Genomic DNA, 21,725 nt, shown 5'->3' on the forward strand with positions numbered 1-21,725 from the left:
AACTTGAAACAAAAATTAACCTAAGAAAGGATATCTGTAATCTTCCGGAGTTACAAAAGTTTCTTTGATCGTTCTTGGAGAAGCCCAGCGTAATAAGTTTAATGCAGAACCTGCTTTATCGTTAGTTCCAGAAGCTCTTGCACCACCAAAAGGCTGCATTCCTACAACTGCTCCGGTTGGTTTGTCATTAATATAGAAGTTACCAGCAGAGTTTTGTAATTTTGTAGTTGCTGTTTCAATAGCATAACGATCCTGGCTGAAAACAGCTCCTGTTAAAGCATACTCAGAAGTAGTATCAACTAATTCTAAAGCTTCTTCCCATTTAGCATCCTCGTAAACATAAATTGTAATTACTGGTCCGAATAATTCGGTTTCCATTGTAGTATATTTTGGGTTTGTAGTTACAATAACCGTTGGCTCAATAAAGTATCCAACTGATTTATCGTAATTTCCACCAATAATGATTTCAGCATCAGCATCTTTTTTAGCCTGATCAATATAACTAGCTAATTTATCAAAAGAACCTTCGTGAATAACTGCTGTAATAAAGTTTCCGAAATCTTCCGGAGAACCCATTTTCATAGATTTTACATCAGTAATTAATTGTTCTTTTACAGCTGGCCATAAACTTTGTGGAATATAAGCTCTTGAAGCTGCAGAACATTTTTGACCTTGGAATTCGAAAGCTCCACGAGTAATACCCGTAACAACTTGTTTTACGTTTGCGCTTGGGTGTGCAATGATAAAATCTTTACCACCAGTTTCACCAACGATTCTTGGGTACGTTTTATAATGGTGGATGTTAGCTCCAATTTTTGCCCAGATATCTTTAAATACGTGAGTTGAACCTGTAAAATGAACACCGGCAAAATCACGGCTTGCCAAAACAGTATCAGTAATCATTAAAGCATCTCCAAAAACTACGTTGATTACACCGTCTGGAACTCCAGCTTCTTTGAAAACATCGATGATGATTTTTGCAGAGAAGACCTGGCTGTCACTTGGTTTCCAAACCACAACGTTACCCATCATAGCAGCACTTGCAGGAAGATTTGCAGCAATAGCAGTAAAGTTAAAAGGTGTAATAGCGTAAACAAAACCTTCAAGGGGTCTGTATTCTAAACGGTTCCAAACAGTAGAATCTGATTTTGGCTGATCGTTGTAGATTTGAGTCATAAACTCAACATTGTAACGTAAAAAGTCAATTAATTCACAAGAAGCATCAATTTCTGCCTGGTGAATATTTTTAGACTGACCAATCATAGTTGCAGCATTAATACGCGCCCTGTAAGGACCAGCGATTAATTCAGCAGCTTTTAAGAAAATAGCAGCACGTTGTTCCCATGCCATGTTTGCCCATGCTTTTCTTGATTCAAGAGCATTTGCAATTGCTTTTTCGATATGTTGTTTTTCAGCTAAATGATACTTTCCAACGATGTGTTTGTGATCATGAGGAGCTGTAATATTTCTTGTGTTTCCAGTTTTGATTTCTTCGCTTCCAATATATAAAGGAACATCAATTTGAGCGTTCCACATTGTAGTATAAGCTGCCTGAACAGCTGCTTTTTCTGGTGAGTTCGGTGCGTAGCTTTTTACAGGCTCGTTTACCGCTTTTGGTACATGAAAGAATCCTTTTAACATGGGATAAATTATTTTAAAATTTACGAATTGTTTAATTTTTTACAAAAGTACAAATGATAATTTGATTATATCACAATACAAGATTAAAAAGTTGTAATTTAATAAACTAATAGGGGTAAATTGTAAAAACATCTATCCATGTAAATGTTTAAGTTTGAGTTTTTTTCTGAAAAAAACTTGAATTAATTCAATGCAAAAGGAGCGCACATTCTAAAAGTAGGTACAATTACTTTGAATGTTTTGGTTGTAGTGAAATTGATCATATTAAAATGACCTTTCATGGCACCATAAGGAGATGATAATAAACAACCAGAGCTGTAAGTGTGGTTTTCTCCCGGTTTTAAAACTGGTTTTTTACCTATAACGCCTTCACCATCAACGATATCTAAGTCGTTTAATGAATCGTGGATTTCCCAGTGGCGAGAAGTTAACTGAACAGAATCTTTACTATGATTTTCGATTGTAACCACGTAACTAAAAGCAAAGTGAATCTTATAGTTCTTGAAGTAAGTGCCTTCAAAACTAGTTAGAACCGATATTTTTATGCCTCGTGTAATTTGAGAAACCATATTAACCTAGTAAATCTGTGTGAGTTATAGGTACAAAGCTACGAAAAAAAAACAGGAAACCTAAAACCTTAACAATGTTTTAATTAACGATATTTATGGAGTTTGCATTACCTTTTCCTATAACTCTTTGATAACGATCAGTACTTTCTTTGTAATAAACTAATATAGTATACTCATTTTCTGTTTGATAAAAATTACCGTCAATGGCATTTTCATTATCTATATTCCCTTTTTTATCGGCAACGGTGTATTGAAAATTAGTAAAACCTTGTTTGATCATTATTGCTTTTTCAAAAACAGCTTTATCGGTATTATAATCCAGTTTATATTCTGGTGACAGGCTGTAATTATTGAACATTCCCGTAACATAAATGTCTTTGTTAAGCCTGAAAGCCGGAGCCGAAAGTGAAAAGTAAACCCAGGCATAATCAGCTTCAATGCTGTTATCTGAGCCATTTATATTTTTTACAACAAAATTACCGTTTACGTCCTGATAATTGGTATAAATCTGATTTCCTCTTGCGGCATTGGTATACAAATAAGCGTTGTAAATATCGTTGTTAGCACCAACTTTACCAACATTATTATTTGCTGCACGAATATCTTTATTTTCAAAATATAAAAATTCATTTCCGCCCCAAAACTGCGTTTCAGCATCGTATTTATAAACCAGTTGATTTCCAATTGTGTATTGTGGCGGGATATTTTTAATAGCCGTATTAAAATTTCCGTTTTGTAATAAAAGAACTTTTACATTTTGAATTGGAGTCTGAAAAGTAATATCATTAGAAACAATCGAAAAATCTAAATTCTGTTTGTAATCAATATTGCTCAGGTTTCGGGTTCTTTTTACCTGTGCCGCAACTGTACAATGTTCTTCATAAATAATGAATTTTCTGGAGAAAATAACTTCTTTATCTTCATTTAAAATTTTCAAAATATAATTTCCAGACAATCGTATCTGTGTTGTAAACAGGTTTGGAAATGCCAATCTATAATGCGAATAAACCTGAAGCGTGTTAAACGAGTTCGAATAATCGGTAATTCTCTGTCCATCAAAACCTCGGATATAATCTGTTTTCGGAATATCAGTTGGTTTCCAGTTATAATCGCAATGTGTTACTTCGAAATAATAATTGGCTTCATTTCCAAACAAATCATCAAACTGAAATTCAAAAGTAGAATTCATTTCAAATATCGGAACAACATTATTGCCATTCTGAACAAAAGTAACGGTTTTGATATTGTATGGAGGAACTACTTCAGTTTGTATTTCCTGAGCTTTCGCGAAAGTAAAAACAAAAAACAAAAGCAGACTTTGATATAAAAATTTTGACATCTTATTACGTTGTAAGATTGTAAATATAAGAATTTTATTAAACGTAATAAGATGTCATTTATTGGACGGAGCGATTTATTAAGAATTTAAAATGTATTCTAAATTAGCTTCGATCTCATCATTTATGTAGCTTTCCTCTAAAAGGGAATCAGATAAAAGCTTTTTATTTTCCTGCAGTTTGATGATTTTTTCTTCTACCGTATTTTTCGAAATAAAACGAATCACGTTTACTTTATTCAATTGCCCAATTCGGTGCGCCCTTCCAACTCCTTGTTTTTCTGCGAAAGGATTCCACCACGGATCTAAAAATAAAACATAAGAAGCTTTAGTAATATTTAAACCGACGCCTCCTGCTTTTAACGAAATAAAAAACAATAAAGGTTCTTCTTTTTCCTGAAACAGTTTTACCTGCTGTTCTCTTTTGCTGGCTGGCGTTTCTCCTGTAATCTCACAATAGGCTATTTTGTTTTCTTTACACCAATCTGTATAGAAATTCAAATTAGTAACAAACGAACTGAAAATGATTACTTTCTGTTTTGCTTTCACCAAATTTTCCAGATAATTGGTAACAGCGATATATTTTCCCGAATCAATTTCAGATTCCTGATCCACCATTTTTGGGTGATTACTCAATTGTCTTAACTTCATCAGCGTATTAATAATGCTGATTTTGTCTGGACTTGAGCCATCCATTTTTAGTAAAAAGTTACGCGCTTTTGATTTTTCCTGCTCATACAGTTTTTCCTGTTCTGGATCCATTTCGCAATAATAAATCTGCTCGGATAATTCAGGTAAATCTTTTAAAACCTGTTCTTTGGTTCGTCGCAAAATATAAGGCTGAACCAGATTTTTTAATTCAGATAAAACCTCTTCATTCTGCTTTTTCTCAATTGGGATTTTAAAATTCTCAGCAAAGAAATTATAAGTGCCCAAAATATCAGGATTAATAAACTGCATTTGCGACCATAAATCGTCCAGCGAATTTTCGATAGGCGTACCACTTAAAGCGATTTTATGACCTGTACTTATTTTATTAATGGCTTTAAAAATCTTAGAATTTTTATTTTTAATGTATTGACTTTCGTCCAAAATCAAATAACGGAAATCATATTTTTCTAAAATTGAAATATCACGATGAATAATGCTGTAGCTCGTAAAAATTAAATCAGTTGTGGCTAATCTTGCGGCTAGTTGTTTTCTGTCATTACCCACATATTGCATTTTTGAAAAATGCGGAGTAAATTTTGCAGATTCGTTATACCAGTTAAAAACCAATGAAGAAGGTAAAACAATCAAAGTTTTTAATGGTTCTCTTTCTACAGTAGTTTCGTTTGCAAACAAATCAAAATTGGTAGTTTTCGTAGTAAATCCTAATTGTTCCTGAACGGCAACCAAAACAGCTAAAGTCTGCAATGTCTTTCCGAGTCCCATGTCATCTGCCAAACAAGCACCTAAATTGGAATTAAAATGACCTAAAAGCCATTTTACACCGTCAATTTGGTACGGTCTCAAAGTTGCTTTTAATAAATCAGAAGCTACATATTCGGCTTTATACGTTACATCATCTTTGATTTCGGCAATAGCATCAAGGGCAGTAAAATTACTTTTGCGTAAAAGTAAAGTGCCGCTTTCTATTTTTCCGAGTTTTGCCAGCGAACTGTATTTACTGAACCATTCTAACGGAATCAGGAAATAATTTCCGTCAGGCAGAGGGAAAAGCCTTTCTTTGCTTTTTATGTTTGGAATAATTTCGCTGAAATTAATCGTATATGACCCAATTGTAATGATGATTTTAATGTCAAACCAATCTCCGTTTGTGTCTTTTGATGCAGAAACCGTATGATTTGAGGTAACGATTTCTTTGCTTTCGAGCTTTAAATTTTGAATGTTAAAACCTAAACTTTCCAGTTTTTCTTTATTATCAATTATCAATTGAATGTTGATATAAGGATCAGAAGTTTCAGCCTCAGAATTTAATCCAAATAATTCATTTTTGATTTTTATTAAACCAATTTCAAGTAATTTATCGACATACAAATTTTCATCAGCATTTCGTTTAAACTGAATGATTTTCGGTTCATTGGCAACGCTGAAATCTACAAACGAATGCGTTTTCTTTGTTTTACTTCCATCAAATGAATAACCGTTATAATCAAAATAAAGGTTGAGGTAATAACTGTTTTTAAAGAAATCATAAACCGGCTGAATCGTGCAGGAAGTAATTTCATCGCGCTGCTCAATTTCAAAACCTGTTGCTTCGATATCAATTTTTTTGGCTATTTCGGGAATGAAATTCTTAAAATAATCATCAACTAATTTGGATGGTATTTCAATTGATTTTTTCTTTAAAAAAGGCATCAGTTTTTTAGAATTAAGGGCTGTTAACTGACCTAATTTTTTATTGATAATTAACCAGCCAGGTTCATCTAAAAGGATATCAATATTGCTTTCCATGGGTAAAAAAGCCTTTTCATTTTCCTTTAAAGAAAGGGTATAGGTAATTCCTTCGGCGTGTTTGTCAAATTGAATTTGCGGCTCAAAATAAAGCGGACTAATATCGACTCTCGAACGATAAAAATCTTTTTCGGGCCCAATGTTTATTGACAACGGAAATTGTCCCTCAACAATTAGGCTGTAAAAAGAACTAAGATTTAATTTTAAATGCTGACGGATTGCAAACTCAATTTTAGAATCTTTTTGCAAATCAGCAATAGTTTTTGCCGATTTGATTTTGGCACTGAATTTTTTGAATATGAATTCAGGTTTTAAAGATTCGCAGGCCGTCAGTATTTTTTTTGTATTAGAATCTAAATCGTCATAAACAATTCCGAAACTTTGAATTATTCCGGCGGTTGCTTTTTTGTCCAGATATTTGATTTCATTGGCATTCTCAACTATGTAGGATGTTGGAATATAAACATTCAGGTTTTTTTCAAAACTGATGTCAAAACAGAACTGAAATGATTTTGTAGGTTCCAAGGTGAAGGGATTTGGTTGGCTTGTAAATTATGAATTGGGCTAAAAAATAAAGAGTTTTCAAAATATCAATAATTTGAAAACTCCTTTAAAATGAACTTATATCACTTATATGGTGAAAAAAATTAGTTTTCCTGTTTAAAGCAAAGCGGTATAATCTCGCCTTTTGCCAAACAGTATTTTTCTACCAATTCTGGTGCAATTTTATTGGTGTAATCTTCTTCAATTACAATAAAACCGATGCTTCTTAATTTGTCAAAATAATCGCGTCCGTAAATACGAACGTGATCGTATTGACCGAATATTTTAGCACGCTCTTTTTGATCTGTAATAGAATCATCTGCAAATGTAACTGCACGGTTTAAATCCTGTGGAATCTGCAAAATAGCCATTCCGCCCGGTTTTAAAACACGGAACAATTCCTGCATTGCTTTTGTATCATCTGGAATATGTTCTAAAACGTGATTGCATAAAATCACATCATATTCGTTGTCTTTAAAAGGTAAATTACAGATATCTGCTTTTACATCTGCCAAAGGCGAAAATAAATCTGTTGTCGTGTAATCCAGGTTTTTCTGCTTGCGGAATCTTTTGTAAAAAGCTTGCTCCGGAGCAAAATGCAAAACTTTTTTTGGCGCTGTAAAAAAATCAGTCTGATCGTTTAAATACAGCCAAAGCAAACGGTGTCTTTCTAACGAAAGTGTACTTGGCGAAAGTACATTGTTACGCTGCTTTCCGTATCCGTAAGGTAAAAAAGATTTAAAGCTTCTGCCATCGATAGGATCAGTAAATTTATCTCCCTTTAATGAGAAAGCTAAAATGGGACGCGCCACATAACTCAAACGAATTAATAAAGGACGCGGGATTGTATTAAGTACTAATTTAAAAAGTTTTTTCATGGGGCTGTTTCGCAGAGTTACACAAAGGAGACACAGAGTTTCACAAAGTGTTTATAAATCTTTTTATGTTGTTTTTTAATATTTTTGAATCAAAATTGATAAGTAATCCTAATGGATAATTTCCAAGTTTCAGATAGGTTAGTATTTGCGCAAAATGTACATCGTTAAAAGCTTCGACAGTTTTTAATTCAATGACAATCGTGTTTTCTATTAATAAATCAATTCGATATCCATGATCTAGTTTTATGTCTTTATAAATTATGGGTAAAACTTTTTGGCGTTCAACAGTCAAGCCGGCATTTACTATTTCATAATATAAACATTCTTGATAAGCTGATTCTAATAAACCAGGACCAAGCTGTTTGTGAACTTCAATCGCTAAACCAATAATTTTATATGTAATTGCATCTAATCTATTACGAGATTCATTGTTTTCTTCAAACATTTAAAAGGCTTGTAAAATAAATAATTTTGTGAATCTTGGCGTATATCTTTGTGAATCTCTGTGGAATAACTATAAAACTAACGGCACTTTTCTGAATTCGTCTTCTTCATTACTTTCAATTCCTAAAGCTTTGTAGATATATTGAAAAGTCGATAATAATTCTGGTTTGCCATCGATTAACGCCACATCGTGTTCGAAATGTGCGCTTGCTTTTCCGTCAGCTGTAGTAATTGTCCAGCCGTCTTTATGTTGTTTGATGTTTCTTGTTCCCATATTAATCATAGGTTCAATGGCAACGACCATTCCTTCAACAAAAAGTTTTCCGCGGCCGCGTTTTCCGTAATTTGGCATTTCTGGTTCTTCGTGCATTTTTTGCCCTAAACCGTGACCAACCAATTCACGAACCACACCATAACCGTGAGATTCCGTATATTTTTGAATCGCATTTCCAACATCTTCTACGCGATTTCCGGCTTTAAATTCTCTAATTCCAACGTAAAGAGATTCTTTAGTTATCTGCAAAAGTTTTTTAACTTCTGGAGCAACTTCTCCAATTTCGAAACTATAAGCATGATCTCCATGATATCCGTTTTTGAATGCACCGCAGTCTACCGAAATAACGTCACCACTTTGTAAAGGTGTGTTATTTGGAATTCCGTGTACGACCTGAGAATTCGGACTCATACAAAGTGAATTCGGGAAACCATACAATCCTAAAAAGCTAGGAACTGCACCGTGATCACGAATGAATTCTTCGGCTAATTTGTCCAGATATAATGTAGTAACTCCTTCTTTAATTTCAGAAGCAATCATTCCTAATGTTTTTGATACGATCAAAGCACTTTCGCGCATTAATTCGATTTCCTCTCTCGTTTTTTGGATAATCATATTTTTCAGATTTTCAGTTCGCAAAAGTACAATTTTTAATATTATTTTTTGAGTAATTTTTTTGCCGCGAATTAGGTTTTTTCGCCACGAATTTCACGAATTAGCACGAATTCTAAAATTTGGAATAATTTTTAAAGACAAAGTAATTCGCGAAAATTTGTGTAATTCGTGGCAAACCCTTTCATTGCGATGAGCTGTGCTTTTAGTTTAATATCTCAGAAAAAAGCCATAAATTAGTAGTAAAATGAGATAATCATGGAAACTGATACGGATCAAGATATAGTTAAAATAAAAGCTTTAAGAAAAATGCAGGCAAGTGCTTTGGCGCTTTTAGGTTTTGCCGTGCTTCTTTTTATAATTGCTATTTATTTTAAAATTCCAATTTTACAGGCTTTTAGTGAAGCGGCAATGGTTGGGGGAATTGCCGATTGGTTTGCGGTTGTGGCTTTGTTTCGTCATCCGCTTGGGATTCCGATTTGGCATACGGCTATTATCCCGACGAAGAAAAATGAAATTGGAGAAAATCTCGGAAATTTTGTTTCAGAAGAATTTCTAAACAGGGAAAAGCTAGAAATTAAATTGGATGAATTCAACTTTGCTTCAAAAGCTTCGGAGTGGCTTTCGCAGGAAGAAAATGCAGATAAAATTGCCAATGTTGTTGCAGTAAATATTGTTCCCGGAATTTTAAAAACGATAAAAGACGAAGATGTCAGAAGATTTATTCAGGCTCAATTCAAAGAAAAACTGGAAGGAATAAACTTTGGGGACTGGGTTGCTGTTGCTTTGGAGCCTTTACAAAAAGGGGATTTAAAAAATCAAATGCTGACGAATCTTCTGGAAGTGATGAGCAGCGAATTGACTAATAATAAAGATTTAATCAGACAGAAAGTAAAAGCTTCGACTCCGTTTTTAAGTTTTGGACTGGCTGATAAAAGTATTACCGAAGGCGTTTTTAATGGTTTACATGATTTTTTAAATGAAGCTAAAAAACCAGACAGCGCAGTGCGCCAAAAAATTGATGAGTATATTTTCAATTTTTTAGAGAAAGTAAAAAACTCCGAAGAAATGCGAATTAAAATCAACGATATGATTTTGAATTTTGCCGGAAAAAAAGAAGTTCAGGATTACATCAATGGAATTTGGGATGAAATAAAACTCTCGATAACCAATGATTTAAACAAAGGCGATGAATCTTCAATTAAAAACAGTGTTTCGGGTTTAATTCAAACTTTCGGGAATGGTATTAAAGAAGACACAATTATGATTGACAAAATCAATAATTTTATTAAAAACGATTTATTATCGGTTCTTCTAAACAATAAAAAAGTAATAGGGGATTTAATTTCGTCAACAGTAAAAAGCTGGGATGGAAAAGAGGTTTCTGAAAAACTGGAACTAGAAATTGGGAAAGACCTTCAATACATCAGAATCAACGGAACTTTGGTTGGCGGTATAATCGGACTTGTGATTTATGGTGTTGAACAGCTTTATCATTATTTTATTATTTGTTAAAAAACACGAATGTCAGGCTGAGCGAATTCGAAGCCCTTTTTGGTTCCATAAGCCTTCGACTTCGCTCAGGGTGACAAAACGGGTATATAAAAATAAAAACCATATAAGAAATATAAGTTTAATAAAGCTTTAGCGCTTCAATTAAATGAACTTATATCACTTATATGGTTTAAAAATAATTTAAGTGTTTTTTACAAAAGCGAATGACAAGTCATTGCATTTGGCTGCTGCACTCCCATTAATTCTAAGATAGTAGGAGCGATGTCACCTAGAACACCATCTTGAATATTTTTCAATTGTTTGTCAACTAAAATAATCGGCACTGGATTTGTTGTGTGCGCGGTATTTGGACTTCCGTCAGGATTGATCATTGTTTCGCAGTTTCCGTGATCAGCAATAACGATTGTTGTGTAGTCGTTTGCAAGAGCAACATCGATTACTTTTTTCGCGCAAGCGTCAACTGCTTCACAAGCCTGAATAGCTGCACTCATAATTCCTGTGTGACCCACCATGTCTCCATTTGCAAAGTTTAAACAAACGAAATCTACTTCACCTTTGTTCAATTCAGGAACAAGAGCATCAGCAAGTTCATAAGCGCTCATTTCCGGCTGTAAATCGTAAGTGGCTACTTTAGGAGAATTTCTCAAGATTCTAGATTCACCTTCAAAAGGAGTTTCTCTACCGCCTGAAAAGAAAAATGTCACGTGCGGATATTTCTCCGTTTCAGCAATACGTATTTGTTTTTTACCCGCTTTTTCTAAAACTTCACCAAGGGTTTCAGTAATATTATCTTTATTGTAAACAACTTTTACGTTTTGGTACGTTTCGTCGTAGTTTGTAAGCGTTACATAATACAAGTTTAATTTGTGCATGTTTTGCTCGTGGAAATCTTGCTGAGAAAGCGCTTCAGTAAGTTCACGTCCTCTGTCAGTCCTAAAGTTAAAGAAGATTACAACATCGTCTTCAACAATTGTCGCAAGAGGTTTTTCGTTTTCATCAACCATTACAACCGGCTCGATAAACTCGTCAGTAATATCTTTAGCATAACTGTCAAGAACACTTGCCACTGCATTTTTTGATGGAGTTCCAACTCCGTTAACTACTAAATCGTAAGCTAGTTTTACACGTTCCCAGCGTTTATCACGGTCCATTGCATAATAACGCCCCACGACAGAAGCAATTTTTACCGGAGTATCTTTGATATACTCATCTAAATCGTGAATGTATTTTGCTCCGGATTTTGGGTCAACATCACGTCCATCTGTAAAAGCGTGAATATAAACCTGATCTAAACCATATTCTTGAGAAGCATCGATTAATCCGCGTAAGTGAGAAGTATGAGAGTGAACACCTCCATCTGAAACTAATCCTAAAAAGTGTACTTTTTTATTGTTGTCTTTAGCATAAGTAAAAGCGTCAACTAAAACCTGTTCTTTAGCAAGCGTTTTGTGAGCTACGGCTAAATTAATTTTTGCCAAATCCTGATATACAATTCTTCCGGCACCAAGGTTCATGTGCCCAACTTCACTATTTCCCATTTGGCCTTCTGGCAGACCAACATTTAAACCGTCAGTACGCAATTGAGCGCTTGGGTAATTTTTGTAAAGACTATTTATAAATGGAACATTTGCATTGTCTATTGCAGATACTTTAGGGTCAGGAGATTTTCCCCAACCGTCTAAAATCATAAGGATAACTTTTTTGTTCATTACATTTTTGTTTTTTACAAAGATAAGCCATTTATAAACTTTGCAAGAATGCAATGGTACATTTATATTTAATAAAATGAAGCCTGATAAAAAATATTAATTTAATTACAGAAGTCTTTATTTTTTAAAATTTATTCACGCTAAGCTCTTTTTCTAACCTTATTTTTGACAGCGTTATAATCTATAAAATATTTTACGCTAACAGAAAAAATGTGTTTTAAGGCGTCATTAGTCAATAAGCCTGTTACGTTGTGTTTAAAATCTTTATCGATAATACGTTCAAAATTAGAGGCATTGTTTCTGTATAAAGCTGAAAGCTGACTTCCGGGCGCAAACCACCATGAATAGGATAAATCTGCATTCCAGGAATAAAAACTTGAGTTTTTGTTTTCGGTATATTGCGGATATGGGTCTAAAGTCCCGTCTGGTTCAAGCTGTAAAATATCTTTGTTTTCTGCCGAAGACCAATATTGGCGAACGGCTAAATTAAGTGTCATAGTGCTGTTAATAGCATATTTTCCTGATATAGTATTGGCGTATGTAATTACGTCACGATTAGCAAAAACAATAGTTTCGGGAGTGGTTTCATTATCGTCATCATCATAACTGTCAATGTATCCTTTGTTATTGTTTCTTTTAAGAAAGCTAAAACTGTAAATTAATAGAAGCTTATCATTAAAGCGATATCGCGGACTGATGTCGGCACCATAAGCTGCTCTTCCGGGCTCATCGGCGATGGATATTGACGGATTAAAATCTATAGCAAATTTATGATTGTAATTTGTAGAAACGCTTGCCCAAGCATCTAATTTTCTAGGAATTATAACATACCTGTTCTCTGCCCTTGGTTCGTAATAATCATGCGATTCCAATGGAGAAATTTCAATACCCCCTCCATAATAATTGTTTTTTACGGTGCTTAAATTTACTTCTGCTTCAATTCGGTTTGCCTGTACTTTTCCAGATTCTTTATTGAATTCAGAATACATTTCATAGTCAATCTTGAAGCTATTAAAAAGTTTAGTTGGGTTAAGAATTCTGTAGTTGGCATTTCCGTAAAAATTGTAATAATTAGTATAGAAATTGATTCCCATATCATTTGGATCAAAATCTTTTGAGACAAAATCAGTTCCTAAACTATAACGATAATTACCGCTTGTTTCTGCAAAACTAACAGTTGAGAAAACACCGTTTGTGTCTTCGGTATCATTTATTGTGCTGTATTTTACATTTCCAAACAAGCTGTAAGTATTGGCTTTAGTATTTAAATCCCATGCTAAACCAGTTACATTGGCATCTTTATAATGACCATTTCTGGTAACATTTGTGTTTATAAAAGTAACCGATGAATTTTTTCTAAAACGCTGATCCAGTACCAAAACATTATAATTTGTGAGCGGTTCTACAACTTCACGTCTGGTTTCGCCTGAAATAGTATCTTTTATGGTTGCAAAAGTTTTTTCGGTAACGGCATTTAGAATTCCAACTCCTAAACCATTTTTAGTTCTTCCTGAAAATTTTAAAGCGTTAATAAGATTAACGTTTTGTACTGTTTCAATAATTTCTTCATTGTCTTTTAAATCTGGTTCGACAGAAGGTTTACCGCCAATTCTTCTCGAATAAAACATATTTCCTTTATTAAACAAATCTGTTCCTTCGGTAAAAAATGCCCTGTTTTCATTGAACTGCTGTTCAAACGGACCTAAATTTAAAATTTGATCGTCGTATTTTGTCTGTCCAAAATCAGGAACTAAAATAGCATCAACAGTAAAAGCATCGGTGATCCCGTATTTTATGTCCATTCCGCCTTTTACGGTTCCGTATGTTTTTTGTCCTTCTCCTGCATTTAAATAATAGGAAGCATAAGGCATAAAAAACAATCGGGTAGGAGGTTTTATATTTTCAATTCCTTCTAAAACCCCGGCCTGCTGCGTAAAAGTTCCAATTTTTCTATCAACAAAGTTCCAGGTATATTTATAACGTGTACGTTTTATTTCTCTGAAAAAATTAATTCCCCAGGTCTGTTTGTTTTCCTGTGAAAAACGCAATGCCGAATATGGAATTTTTATTTCTACAACCCATCCGTTTTCAATAATCGAAGCTTTACTTATCCAAACGGCGTCCCAGGAATAATCTTCGCCATTTGCATCGGTCATAATACAATCTCCCTGAACATCAGCAGCAGAAACATAAAACATAAAGTCCTGCTGGCCGTCATTAAAACCGTTTATAAAGACCCCAAAGATATCTGCAGTTCCAAAATTATCACGCTGCGAAATCTCTTTTAAAATTTTATCAGGTTCATCATCATACATCATGGCGCCAATGTAAATCGCATCATTATCATATAAAACCTTGATATTAGTTTTTTTATTCTCCGGAACGGCTTTTCCGTTATCTGGTTCGAAGGTGATAAAGTCTGAGGCTGTTGCAGCATTTTCCCACTCGTTTTCATTTAATTTTCCATCAATAGAAATGTTTTGCGAAATAGATTTCGCCTGCAATGCTTTTTTTTGACTGAAACACCAAAAAGTAGATAAAAGAAGAGTTAGAAAAACAAGTTTTTTCATGAAAATTCGAACAAAAATGATTGTAAAAGTACTTTAATTTAGAAATAATAGACAGCATTTTGTTCTACTTGTTACAGTTTAAGTTTCAAAATTTCCATTTTATTCTGCTTTTTTTAAGAAAAGTGACTAAAATGTTATGATTTTTAGCGTGAGATAAAATCTTACAGAAAGATCTTTTTTATGTTAATAATGTTAAATTTTAAGCAAAAAAAGCCTGATTTACAGGCTTTTATTTTGATGATTTTCAAAAATTTATACTTTTGCTCTACCCAAATTTATTATTAACCTAAAGAAATTCAATGATTTACAAAATTTACCCGCTGCTGGTGTTTTTTCTATTGTCTTTTGGAAAAGATTCAAAAAACACTCCCGAATTAAAACCTGCAACAACAAAAAGTATTGCGAAAGTTGAAACAAACCTTTCTGTTGATGCAAAAATTGAAAATGTTTATAATACATTAAATTCAAACAATTGTAAACTTCCTGAGCTTAGGACTTTTACTGAAGCAATGAAAGGATTTTATCTTTTGAAAGAAAGAGGGATTGTTCAGAAAAACATTCTGACATTGATTGATTTTAGTCTTTCATCAAATACCAAACGTCTTTGGGTAATTGATATGACTACAAATACGGTATTATTTAATTCTTTGGTAGCTCACGGAAGAAATACCGGAGAAGAATTTGCATCAGCATTTTCTAACTTAAACTCTTCATTTAAAAGTAGTTTAGGTTTTTATGCAACTGGCGAAATCTACCAAGGAAAACATGGTGCTTCATTACGTTTAGACGGTCTTGAAAGAGGTTTAAACGACAACGCCCGCGAAAGAGGAGTTGTGATGCATGGGGCTGATTATGTATCTGAATCATTTATCAGAGATCACAAAAGATTAGGCAGAAGCCAAGGCTGCCCTGCTGTTCCTGTTGAATTGACAGATGAAATAATCCAAACTATTAAAGACAAATCATGTTTGTATATCTACCATCCGTCAAGAAGCTTTACGATGGAAGAGAAACTAATCTCTTAGTTTAGCATACAAATCTGAATCAAGATTATAAATATCAGCTCTAAAAATGAGCTGATTTTTTTTGCTCCAAGCCGTCCAATACCATTGATATAAAGCATATTTTTTGGTAATTTTAAAGCTCATGGTTTTTTTAGAGGCAATTATAGTATCGATTTTTTCTTTAGAAAACCTTTCAGGATCATCCAGAATATGTTCAGCCAATTCAAGCGGATTTTCAACACGAACACAACCAGAGCTCAATGAACGATTGTTGCGTTCAAAATAATTTCTGTGGTTGGTATCATGCAGGTAAACACTGTGGTGATTAGGAAACAAAATTTTCATTAATCCTAATGAGTTATTATAACCCGGACTTTGAACATATCTGTAATTGTTAGGTTTGTTTTCGTTCCAGGCATGCGGCTCGACCACATTTCCAGATGTGTCGTAAATCGTTATATTTTTCTTTGCTAAATAATTTCGGTTGCGTTTCATTGCAGGAACAACATCTTCCTTTAAAATTGTTGGCGGAACAGTCCAAGTTGGGTTAAAAACAACCGTTTTTAAAACAGATGTAATAATAGGTGTTTTTCTTTTACTTGTTCCTACCACTATATTTCGAACTAAAGTTGTGTCCTGATTTTCGACAACATTTAAGCTGTAATCCGGAATATTGATAATAAAATAATTTTCGGCAAATTCTGCAGGATACCATCTCCAGCGTTCTAAATTGGCAATAACCTGCTGTTTTCTTCTTTCTTTGGAATAGTTTAAAGCGCTGATAGTTCCAGGTCCAATAACACCATCATCGGCTAAACCATGTCTTTCCTGAAATTTTTTAATCGATTCAAAAGTTTTTTGGTCGTATTTATTAGTTAAACTGTCTTTACCAGACATATCTTTCCAAAACAAAAGTTTCTTCTTAATATTGATTACCGCATTGTTTGTGTCGTTTAAAGTAATTTTCTTTAAAGATTCAATAGTTGTAATATCTTCGTCAGGATAAGAATTGATGATTTCAAGAGATTTTAGTAACTGCTTATATATGATAGATTTAGGTTGAATGTTTTCAACAATACTGTCTAATTTGTTTTTATTAAAAGCATTAATAAGAACACTGTTTACATCAAATGGTTTTTCATCTAAATCCCAATCTGTATACAATTTTTTAGGATCTAGTTTTCCTTTATATAAATGATTTAAATATTTTTCGAAATTATAAGTCAGTAAAATATCGTATGTTGCTAAATCAGCATCGTTTAGACTGCTGATTCGTTTTTCGAATTTTTCCAGCTGCGATGCTTTATAATCTTCGGGATTAAGTCCTAATTCTTCAGATTTTTCCAGCTGAGATAATACATAGGTTCTCTTTTTTAGATTTCCCCAAACAGTTTTATTTTCAGATGAAGTATAAAATTGTTTAAGGGTTTCACTTTTAAAGGTACTTAAAAGTGCTGTATCAACTTCTACTTTTCGTTCATCAGTAAGTATAATTGGCGGTGCTTTTTTTACTGCAGCTGGAGCCGGTTTAGGAGCATCTTTTTTACAGCTAATTAAACTTAATACCAATAAAAAAAAGTAAAATTTCCTCATTTTATAATTTTTTAAACATTAAATAATGTTCGCCAACATCTTTAATATCAAATGGTTCACCTAGGGGCTGGTATCCCATTTTTCTGTAAAAACCAACGGCGGCGGTTCTAGCATTAAACCAAATCAAATCGACTTTGTTTTCATTGCAGCAGGTTTCACAATGCTTAACTAAAGCTTCTCCAAATCCTTTTTTCTGATGCGTTTCTAAAACTGCCATCCCTCGAATTTGTGCTTGACTTTTTTCGGCAAATATAGGATTGATTTTATTGAATAACGAAATAATTCCTATTAAATCTTCATTATTAAATAAACCAAAATGATGTGTCGTGTCTAAATCGTCTCCCTCAAAGATGCAGCTTTCGATAGGTCTGCCTTTTCTTAAAACAGGCTGGCGAACAATATAGGTTTCTTTTGATGGGATTTCTTTAATAATATTCATGATTTTTTTAAAATAATTGATTTTATAACTTTTTAATTTTAAATAGGTTATAAGAAATTGTTGATTTTAATTGATTTTTTTTGCCAAAAAGCTTGTTTTGAACTTAACTTATTTTTTATATTTGCACCAGCAATGCGAAAGTAGCTCAGTTGGTAGAGCTCCAGCCTTCCAAGCTGGTTGTCGCGAGTTCGAGCCTCGTCTTTCGCTCTAAAAAACCGGAACTTAATTGTTTCGGTTTTTTTATCAAACTTAAATAATTTTTGATTTTTGTTTTTTAAAAAGAATTAATTATTTATATTTGCACCCTGTTAATGCGAAAGTAGCTCAGTTGGTAGAGCTCCAGCCTTCCAAGCTGGTTGTCGCGAGTTCGAGCCTCGTCTTTCGCTCTTCAAAAGCCTCAAACATTTTTTGAGGCTTTTTTTATGATTTTTTTTAACCATATAAGTGATATAAGTTATTATAAGTTTTTTGTCAATCTTTTTTAAATGAACTTACATTACTTATATGGTGGAAAAATTATTTTAAGTTGCTCAAATCGCTTTCTGGTTCTAGTTCTTCTGGATTTTGGTTTTGCTTAAAAAGTCTTGCTTTTAGAGAGCCTTTCAGGGTTATTTTGTTTCCTTTTACTTCAAGCCAGCTTCCTTCCCTTAAACCTAAAACCGGAATTGCATTAAAAGCATGGAATTCTTTAATTCTGGTTTCGCGTGTTTCGCCCATATGCTGTGAATTTACATCAGGATCTAAATAATGCGGGTTTAAATTAAACGGAATTAATCCTAAAGTTTGAAAACTCGGCGGATAAATAATTGGCATATCATTCGTAGTCTGCATTGATAAACCGCAAATGTTGCTTCCGGCACTTGTTCCTAAATAGGGAGTTCCGTTTTTAACTTTTTCTGCAAGCAATTGCATTATATTGTTTTTGTATAGCTGTGTAACAAGTAAAAATGTGTTTCCGCCGCCCGTAAATATTCCTTCGGCATTTTGTATGGCTTTTTCAGGACTTTCAAATTCATGAATTCCCTGAAGCTTAATATTTATAGATGCAAATGCTTCGGCAGCTTTTTGTGTGTATTCTTCGTGTGATATTCCGCTGGGGCGTGCATACGGAATAAATAAAATAGTGGTACAGTTTTTAAAATGTAATTGTAATGCAGGTAATATATAGTTTAAATAACTGCCGCCGTGCAGGGTAGATGTGCTGGCGATGATAATGCTTTTCATAATTCTAAACTCAAATTCAATTCGTTAAAGATATTAAAAAAAGTCTGTCCAAAATAATTGATGAATTGGAGTTTAATTAACATATTTTTACCAACTCATTAATACTAAATTTGGAAGACATTAGGATATTTTTACCTTTTTAATAATTTCCTAAATTTTTCGTTTTGACAAAGAATATTGTATTTTTTTTAGTTGCACTTATAAGTCAGAATTCCTGGTCTCAAAATCAGGAACGTACGCTTATAAACGGAAAAATTACTGCAAATACAAATGATTTAGAAGGCGTATATGTTGTCAATTCTCAAACTGAAGTTATGACAACTACAGATGCATCCGGAGCCTTTTCTATTTTGGCAAAACCAGATGATATGCTTATTTTTTCTTCCATTCAATTTAAAGAAAATAGAGTTTCTCTTACCTGTGAAAATTTTACCGATTTGAATTTTACTGTAAAAATGAATTTGGTAGTGCATCAATTGCAGGAAGTTATCGTAAAAAGATATGACAATATAAATGCTGTTTCTCTGGGGATTATTCCGGCGGGACAAAAATCATATACAGAAGCCGAAAGAAAATTACATACCGCAACAGCATTAAATGCAACGGCAAATGCCGGAAGTATGGCTGGCGGATCAATTTCTGCAGATCCCTTGCTGAACTTTTTCTCGGGCCGGACAGCGATGCTGAAAAAAGAAGTTGAAGTAGAGAAGAAGGAATTTTTCATGAGACTTTTAGAAAAAATGTTTACGCTTGAACATTTTGTGGAACGCTTAAAAATTCCGGCCGAATATGTAAAAGGTTTTGAATATTATGCTGTCGAAAATAAACAGTTTACGAATATTTTAAACTCTAAAAATAAAACTTCAACCGAATTTTTGCTAGGCGAATTAGCAGTAAAGTATAAAGAAATAATTGCGAGTGAAGTTAAATAATACCCTACATATAATTTTAATTCTATTTTTTGTTCAAATTGGTCTTGGGCAAAATGCACCTTCTAAAGAAATTTTAGGGCAAATCTTCGAAAAAACTACTTCGGTTGACGGAGTAAATATTGTTAATAATACCACACAAGTTTCAACTATTTCTGATGCAGATGGGAGATTTTCTATTATGGCTAAAGAAGGCGATGTCTTGGTTTTTTCGGCAGTAAATTTAGAACCGTATAAACTCCGAATTTCTGCTGAAGATTTAACCTTAAGTCTGCTTGTGATTAAAATGACGGCAAAAGAAATCGAATTGAAAGAAGTTAAAGTAAATGATAATTATGGAATTACTGCTGAAAATTTAGGAATTGTTCCGCATGGTCAAAAAACATATACGCCTGCAGAAAGAAAAGTTTATACCGCAACTTCGACTTCTATAGATAAAATCCTCAATAAAATTTCCGGACGTACCGCAATGTTAAAAAAAGAGGTAAATGTGGAAAAAAAGGAGATGCTTTTTAGAAAAATTGAGTATCTTTTTGAAGAAAATTATTACACGGAAAGATTAAAAATTCCGGCAGATGATATCAAAGGATTTCAATTATATTGTGTGGATGATGCCGAATTTGCCGTATCTTTGAATACAAAGAATAAAACAATGAGTATGTTTTTAATAACAGAGTTAGCTCGAAAATATCTAATAATTCTTGAAAATGAAAAATAAACTAGGAGTATTCGTTGTTTGCTTATTTTGTCAAATAATGCTTGGGCAAAATAGCTCAAGAAAGTCGCTGCACGGTCAGGTTACAAACAAATCACTTTCTATAGAAAGTGGCTATGTTATGAATATCAATGCAAAATCCAGAACTTTTATTGGTCCCGGCGGATTGTTTGATATTTTGGCACAGCCAAAAGATACTTTGCTTTTTACCGGTTTGGCTTTTCAGTCTAAAAAAATTGTTTTAACAGAGAAAGACTGCTCGCAGATACTTTTTTCTGTAGCTTTAGATTTGGTTAGCAATGAATTAAAAGAAGTTGTGGTTCGTAAAGATTTAAAAGTAAAATCATTAGACAGCAATACGCAGCAATATGTTGATATGCAGTTTGAAGATGATAAACAATCAACGGCAAAAAATACGGTGATGTATTCTGATCAAACTATTAAATACGGAATGGACTTTGTTCGAATTTTTAAAGATGTCAAAAAACTTCTTTCAAAAAATGATGAAATAAAAGAAGAAGAAATCTCGGACATTGCTTTTGTTGAATATTCTAAAGCTAATTTTAAACCTGATTTTTATACTAAAACCTTAGGCTTGAAAAAAGACGAAGTTGACTTGTTTTTGATGTTTTGTTCTAACGATCCCGAATCTAAAAGACATCTAAAAGAAGATCAAAAATTTGAGCTGATTAATTTTTTAATCAACAAAAATGCTGAATTTAAAAAAGTGAATGCCTCTCAATAATGAAAAAAATATTGATTTATCCTTTTATTGGGATATTGTTTTTATCACTTTCTTCCTTTGCATTTCATAAATTCTATGTAGGTGTTTTTCAGGTAGATTATGCTGCCGAGAAAAAAATGATTCAAATTACATCCCGCATTTTTGTAGATGACTTGAATAATGGGATAGAGAAAAAATACCATAAAAAAACATTCGTAGGAACAGAAAAAGAAACTCAGGCAGACCTTGACTTACTTAAAAAATACCTTGCTGAAAATTTCACTATTAAAATAAACGGACAGGCAAAACCTATTACTTTTTTGTCAAAAGAAGTTGAAGGTGATGTGTTAATCTGTTATTCGCGAATAAAAGATATCGATAAATTTAAAACGATCGAAATTTCAAATACTATACTTGTAGACTGGAGTTCTGAACAGCAGAATATTACACATATTTCAGCATTTGGTACTAAAAGAAGTGTTCTCTTTACAGAATCTTCAAGGAAAGAATTGTTAAAGTATTAATTAATAAGTTAAAATAATATTTTAA

At 33.2% G+C, this 21,725-nt stretch carries 18 protein-coding genes and 2 tRNA genes; 8 read left to right on the plus strand and 12 right to left on the minus strand.

The window, feature by feature from the left end:
* Window positions 1–15 precede the first annotated feature (15 nt).
* The 7 genes from pruA to map all read right to left on the minus strand — a co-directional run bounded on the left by pruA (window position 16) and on the right by map (window position 8,757).
* Window positions 16–1,641 (minus strand): L-glutamate gamma-semialdehyde dehydrogenase, encoded by a 1,626-nt coding sequence (gene pruA / locus AABD74_RS08565; protein ID WP_406845244.1) that lies wholly within the window; start codon window positions 1,639–1,641, stop codon window positions 16–18.
* Between the two features lie 182 nt (window positions 1,642–1,823).
* Window positions 1,824–2,210 (minus strand): Co2+/Mg2+ efflux protein ApaG, encoded by a 387-nt coding sequence (gene apaG / locus AABD74_RS08570; protein WP_073489142.1) that lies wholly within the window; start codon window positions 2,208–2,210, stop codon window positions 1,824–1,826.
* 79 nt (window positions 2,211–2,289) lie between these two features.
* Window positions 2,290–3,549 (minus strand): DUF5103 domain-containing protein, encoded by a 1,260-nt coding sequence (locus AABD74_RS08575; protein WP_406845245.1) that lies wholly within the window; start codon window positions 3,547–3,549, stop codon window positions 2,290–2,292.
* Window positions 3,550–3,627: 78 nt separating this feature from the next.
* Window positions 3,628–6,528, minus strand: a complete 2,901-nt coding sequence (locus tag AABD74_RS08580; RefSeq protein ID WP_406845246.1) for a DEAD/DEAH box helicase — start codon at window positions 6,526–6,528, stop codon at window positions 3,628–3,630.
* A gap of 122 nt (window positions 6,529–6,650) precedes the next feature.
* Window positions 6,651–7,424, minus strand: coding sequence for a class I SAM-dependent methyltransferase (locus tag AABD74_RS08585; protein WP_406845247.1), 774 nt, complete (start codon window positions 7,422–7,424; stop codon window positions 6,651–6,653).
* Window positions 7,425–7,464: 40 nt separating this feature from the next.
* Complete coding sequence (locus AABD74_RS08590; RefSeq protein ID WP_232681585.1) at window positions 7,465–7,869, minus strand: GxxExxY protein; 405 nt, start codon at window positions 7,867–7,869, stop codon at window positions 7,465–7,467.
* A 69-nt stretch (window positions 7,870–7,938) separates the two neighbouring features.
* Window positions 7,939–8,757 (minus strand): type I methionyl aminopeptidase, encoded by an 819-nt coding sequence (map, locus tag AABD74_RS08595; RefSeq protein WP_053472055.1) that lies wholly within the window; start codon window positions 8,755–8,757, stop codon window positions 7,939–7,941.
* Window positions 8,758–9,012: 255 nt separating this feature from the next.
* Here map and AABD74_RS08600 point away from each other — a divergent pair, with 255 nt between their 5' ends.
* Window positions 9,013–10,269, plus strand: coding sequence for a DUF445 domain-containing protein (locus AABD74_RS08600; RefSeq protein ID WP_406845248.1), 1,257 nt, complete (start codon window positions 9,013–9,015; stop codon window positions 10,267–10,269).
* A gap of 191 nt (window positions 10,270–10,460) precedes the next feature.
* Here the strand turns inward: AABD74_RS08600 and gpmI are convergent, their stop codons facing one another.
* Window positions 10,461–11,978, minus strand: coding sequence for a 2,3-bisphosphoglycerate-independent phosphoglycerate mutase (gpmI, locus tag AABD74_RS08605; RefSeq protein ID WP_406845249.1), 1,518 nt, complete (start codon window positions 11,976–11,978; stop codon window positions 10,461–10,463).
* Between the two features lie 140 nt (window positions 11,979–12,118).
* Window positions 12,119–14,548, minus strand: coding sequence for a DUF5916 domain-containing protein (locus AABD74_RS08610; protein ID WP_406845250.1), 2,430 nt, complete (start codon window positions 14,546–14,548; stop codon window positions 12,119–12,121).
* A 299-nt stretch (window positions 14,549–14,847) separates the two neighbouring features.
* Here AABD74_RS08610 and AABD74_RS08615 point away from each other — a divergent pair, with 299 nt between their 5' ends.
* On the plus strand, window positions 14,848–15,573 hold the full coding sequence (locus AABD74_RS08615; protein WP_406845251.1) for a murein L,D-transpeptidase catalytic domain family protein: 726 nt from the start codon (window positions 14,848–14,850) through the stop codon (window positions 15,571–15,573).
* Here AABD74_RS08615 and AABD74_RS08620 read toward each other — a convergent pair.
* The gene (locus AABD74_RS08620) at window positions 15,562–17,145 is read right to left on the minus strand and encodes a murein L,D-transpeptidase (RefSeq protein WP_406845252.1); all 1,584 of its coding nucleotides are present in this window, start codon (window positions 17,143–17,145) and stop codon (window positions 15,562–15,564) included. The two genes, AABD74_RS08615 and AABD74_RS08620, sit on opposite strands and share 12 nt — an antisense overlap.
* 1 nt (window position 17,146) lies before the next feature.
* On the minus strand, window positions 17,147–17,584 hold the full coding sequence (locus tag AABD74_RS08625) for a GNAT family N-acetyltransferase (protein ID WP_406845253.1): 438 nt from the start codon (window positions 17,582–17,584) through the stop codon (window positions 17,147–17,149).
* A gap of 134 nt (window positions 17,585–17,718) precedes the next feature.
* On the opposite strand from AABD74_RS08625, the gene AABD74_RS08630 reads away from it, so the two are divergent.
* Both AABD74_RS08630 and AABD74_RS08635 read left to right on the plus strand, forming a co-directional pair.
* A tRNA-Gly gene (locus AABD74_RS08630) sits at window positions 17,719–17,791 on the plus strand.
* Between the two features lie 106 nt (window positions 17,792–17,897).
* A tRNA-Gly gene (locus AABD74_RS08635) sits at window positions 17,898–17,970 on the plus strand.
* Window positions 17,971–18,100: 130 nt separating this feature from the next.
* Here AABD74_RS08635 and pepE read toward each other — a convergent pair.
* On the minus strand, window positions 18,101–18,808 hold the full coding sequence (gene pepE, locus AABD74_RS08640) for a dipeptidase PepE (protein WP_406845254.1): 708 nt from the start codon (window positions 18,806–18,808) through the stop codon (window positions 18,101–18,103).
* A 164-nt stretch (window positions 18,809–18,972) separates the two neighbouring features.
* On the opposite strand from pepE, the gene AABD74_RS08645 reads away from it, so the two are divergent.
* The 4 genes from AABD74_RS08645 to AABD74_RS08660 are packed head-to-tail and all read left to right on the plus strand — an operon-like array spanning window position 18,973 to window position 21,700.
* The gene (locus AABD74_RS08645) at window positions 18,973–19,740 is read left to right on the plus strand and encodes a carboxypeptidase-like regulatory domain-containing protein (protein ID WP_406845255.1); all 768 of its coding nucleotides are present in this window, start codon (window positions 18,973–18,975) and stop codon (window positions 19,738–19,740) included.
* Window positions 19,727–20,455, plus strand: coding sequence for a carboxypeptidase-like regulatory domain-containing protein (locus AABD74_RS08650; protein WP_232681595.1), 729 nt, complete (start codon window positions 19,727–19,729; stop codon window positions 20,453–20,455). The genes AABD74_RS08645 and AABD74_RS08650 overlap by 14 nt, the downstream gene beginning before the upstream one ends.
* A complete protein-coding gene (locus AABD74_RS08655; protein ID WP_406845256.1) occupies window positions 20,445–21,197 on the plus strand; it encodes a hypothetical protein in 753 nt (250 codons plus the stop codon). Before AABD74_RS08650 ends, AABD74_RS08655 begins: the two co-directional genes overlap by 11 nt.
* Entirely contained in the window at window positions 21,197–21,700 is a 504-nt protein-coding gene (locus tag AABD74_RS08660; protein WP_406845257.1) for a DUF6702 family protein, read from the plus strand. Before AABD74_RS08655 ends, AABD74_RS08660 begins: the two co-directional genes overlap by 1 nt.
* Window positions 21,701–21,725: the final 25 nt, after the last annotated feature.

It is taken from the genome of Flavobacterium soyae (assembly GCF_045348165.1).
Taxonomy (GTDB): domain Bacteria; phylum Bacteroidota; class Bacteroidia; order Flavobacteriales; family Flavobacteriaceae; genus Flavobacterium; species Flavobacterium soyae.

Bases quoted from the DNA above. Each gene is read 5' to 3' on its own strand.
- pruA (WP_406845244.1), bottom strand. From the start codon at position 1,641: ATGTTAAAAGGATTCTTTCATGTACCAAAAGCGGTAAACGAGCCTGTA.
- apaG (WP_073489142.1), bottom strand. From the start codon at position 2,210: ATGGTTTCTCAAATTACACGAGGCATAAAAATATCGGTTCTAACTAGT.
- AABD74_RS08575 (WP_406845245.1), bottom strand. From the start codon at position 3,549: ATGTCAAAATTTTTATATCAAAGTCTGCTTTTGTTTTTTGTTTTTACT.
- AABD74_RS08585 (WP_406845247.1), bottom strand. From the start codon at position 7,424: ATGAAAAAACTTTTTAAATTAGTACTTAATACAATCCCGCGTCCTTTA.
- AABD74_RS08590 (WP_232681585.1), bottom strand. From the start codon at position 7,869: ATGTTTGAAGAAAACAATGAATCTCGTAATAGATTAGATGCAATTACA.
- map (WP_053472055.1), bottom strand. From the start codon at position 8,757: ATGATTATCCAAAAAACGAGAGAGGAAATCGAATTAATGCGCGAAAGT.
- AABD74_RS08600 (WP_406845248.1), top strand. From the start codon at position 9,013: ATGGAAACTGATACGGATCAAGATATAGTTAAAATAAAAGCTTTAAGA.
- gpmI (WP_406845249.1), bottom strand. From the start codon at position 11,978: ATGAACAAAAAAGTTATCCTTATGATTTTAGACGGTTGGGGAAAATCT.
- AABD74_RS08610 (WP_406845250.1), bottom strand. From the start codon at position 14,548: ATGAAAAAACTTGTTTTTCTAACTCTTCTTTTATCTACTTTTTGGTGT.
- AABD74_RS08615 (WP_406845251.1), top strand. From the start codon at position 14,848: ATGATTTACAAAATTTACCCGCTGCTGGTGTTTTTTCTATTGTCTTTT.
- AABD74_RS08620 (WP_406845252.1), bottom strand. From the start codon at position 17,145: ATGAGGAAATTTTACTTTTTTTTATTGGTATTAAGTTTAATTAGCTGT.
- AABD74_RS08625 (WP_406845253.1), bottom strand. From the start codon at position 17,584: ATGAATATTATTAAAGAAATCCCATCAAAAGAAACCTATATTGTTCGC.
- pepE (WP_406845254.1), bottom strand. From the start codon at position 18,808: ATGAAAAGCATTATCATCGCCAGCACATCTACCCTGCACGGCGGCAGT.
- AABD74_RS08655 (WP_406845256.1), top strand. From the start codon at position 20,445: ATGAAAAATAAACTAGGAGTATTCGTTGTTTGCTTATTTTGTCAAATA.
- AABD74_RS08660 (WP_406845257.1), top strand. From the start codon at position 21,197: ATGAAAAAAATATTGATTTATCCTTTTATTGGGATATTGTTTTTATCA.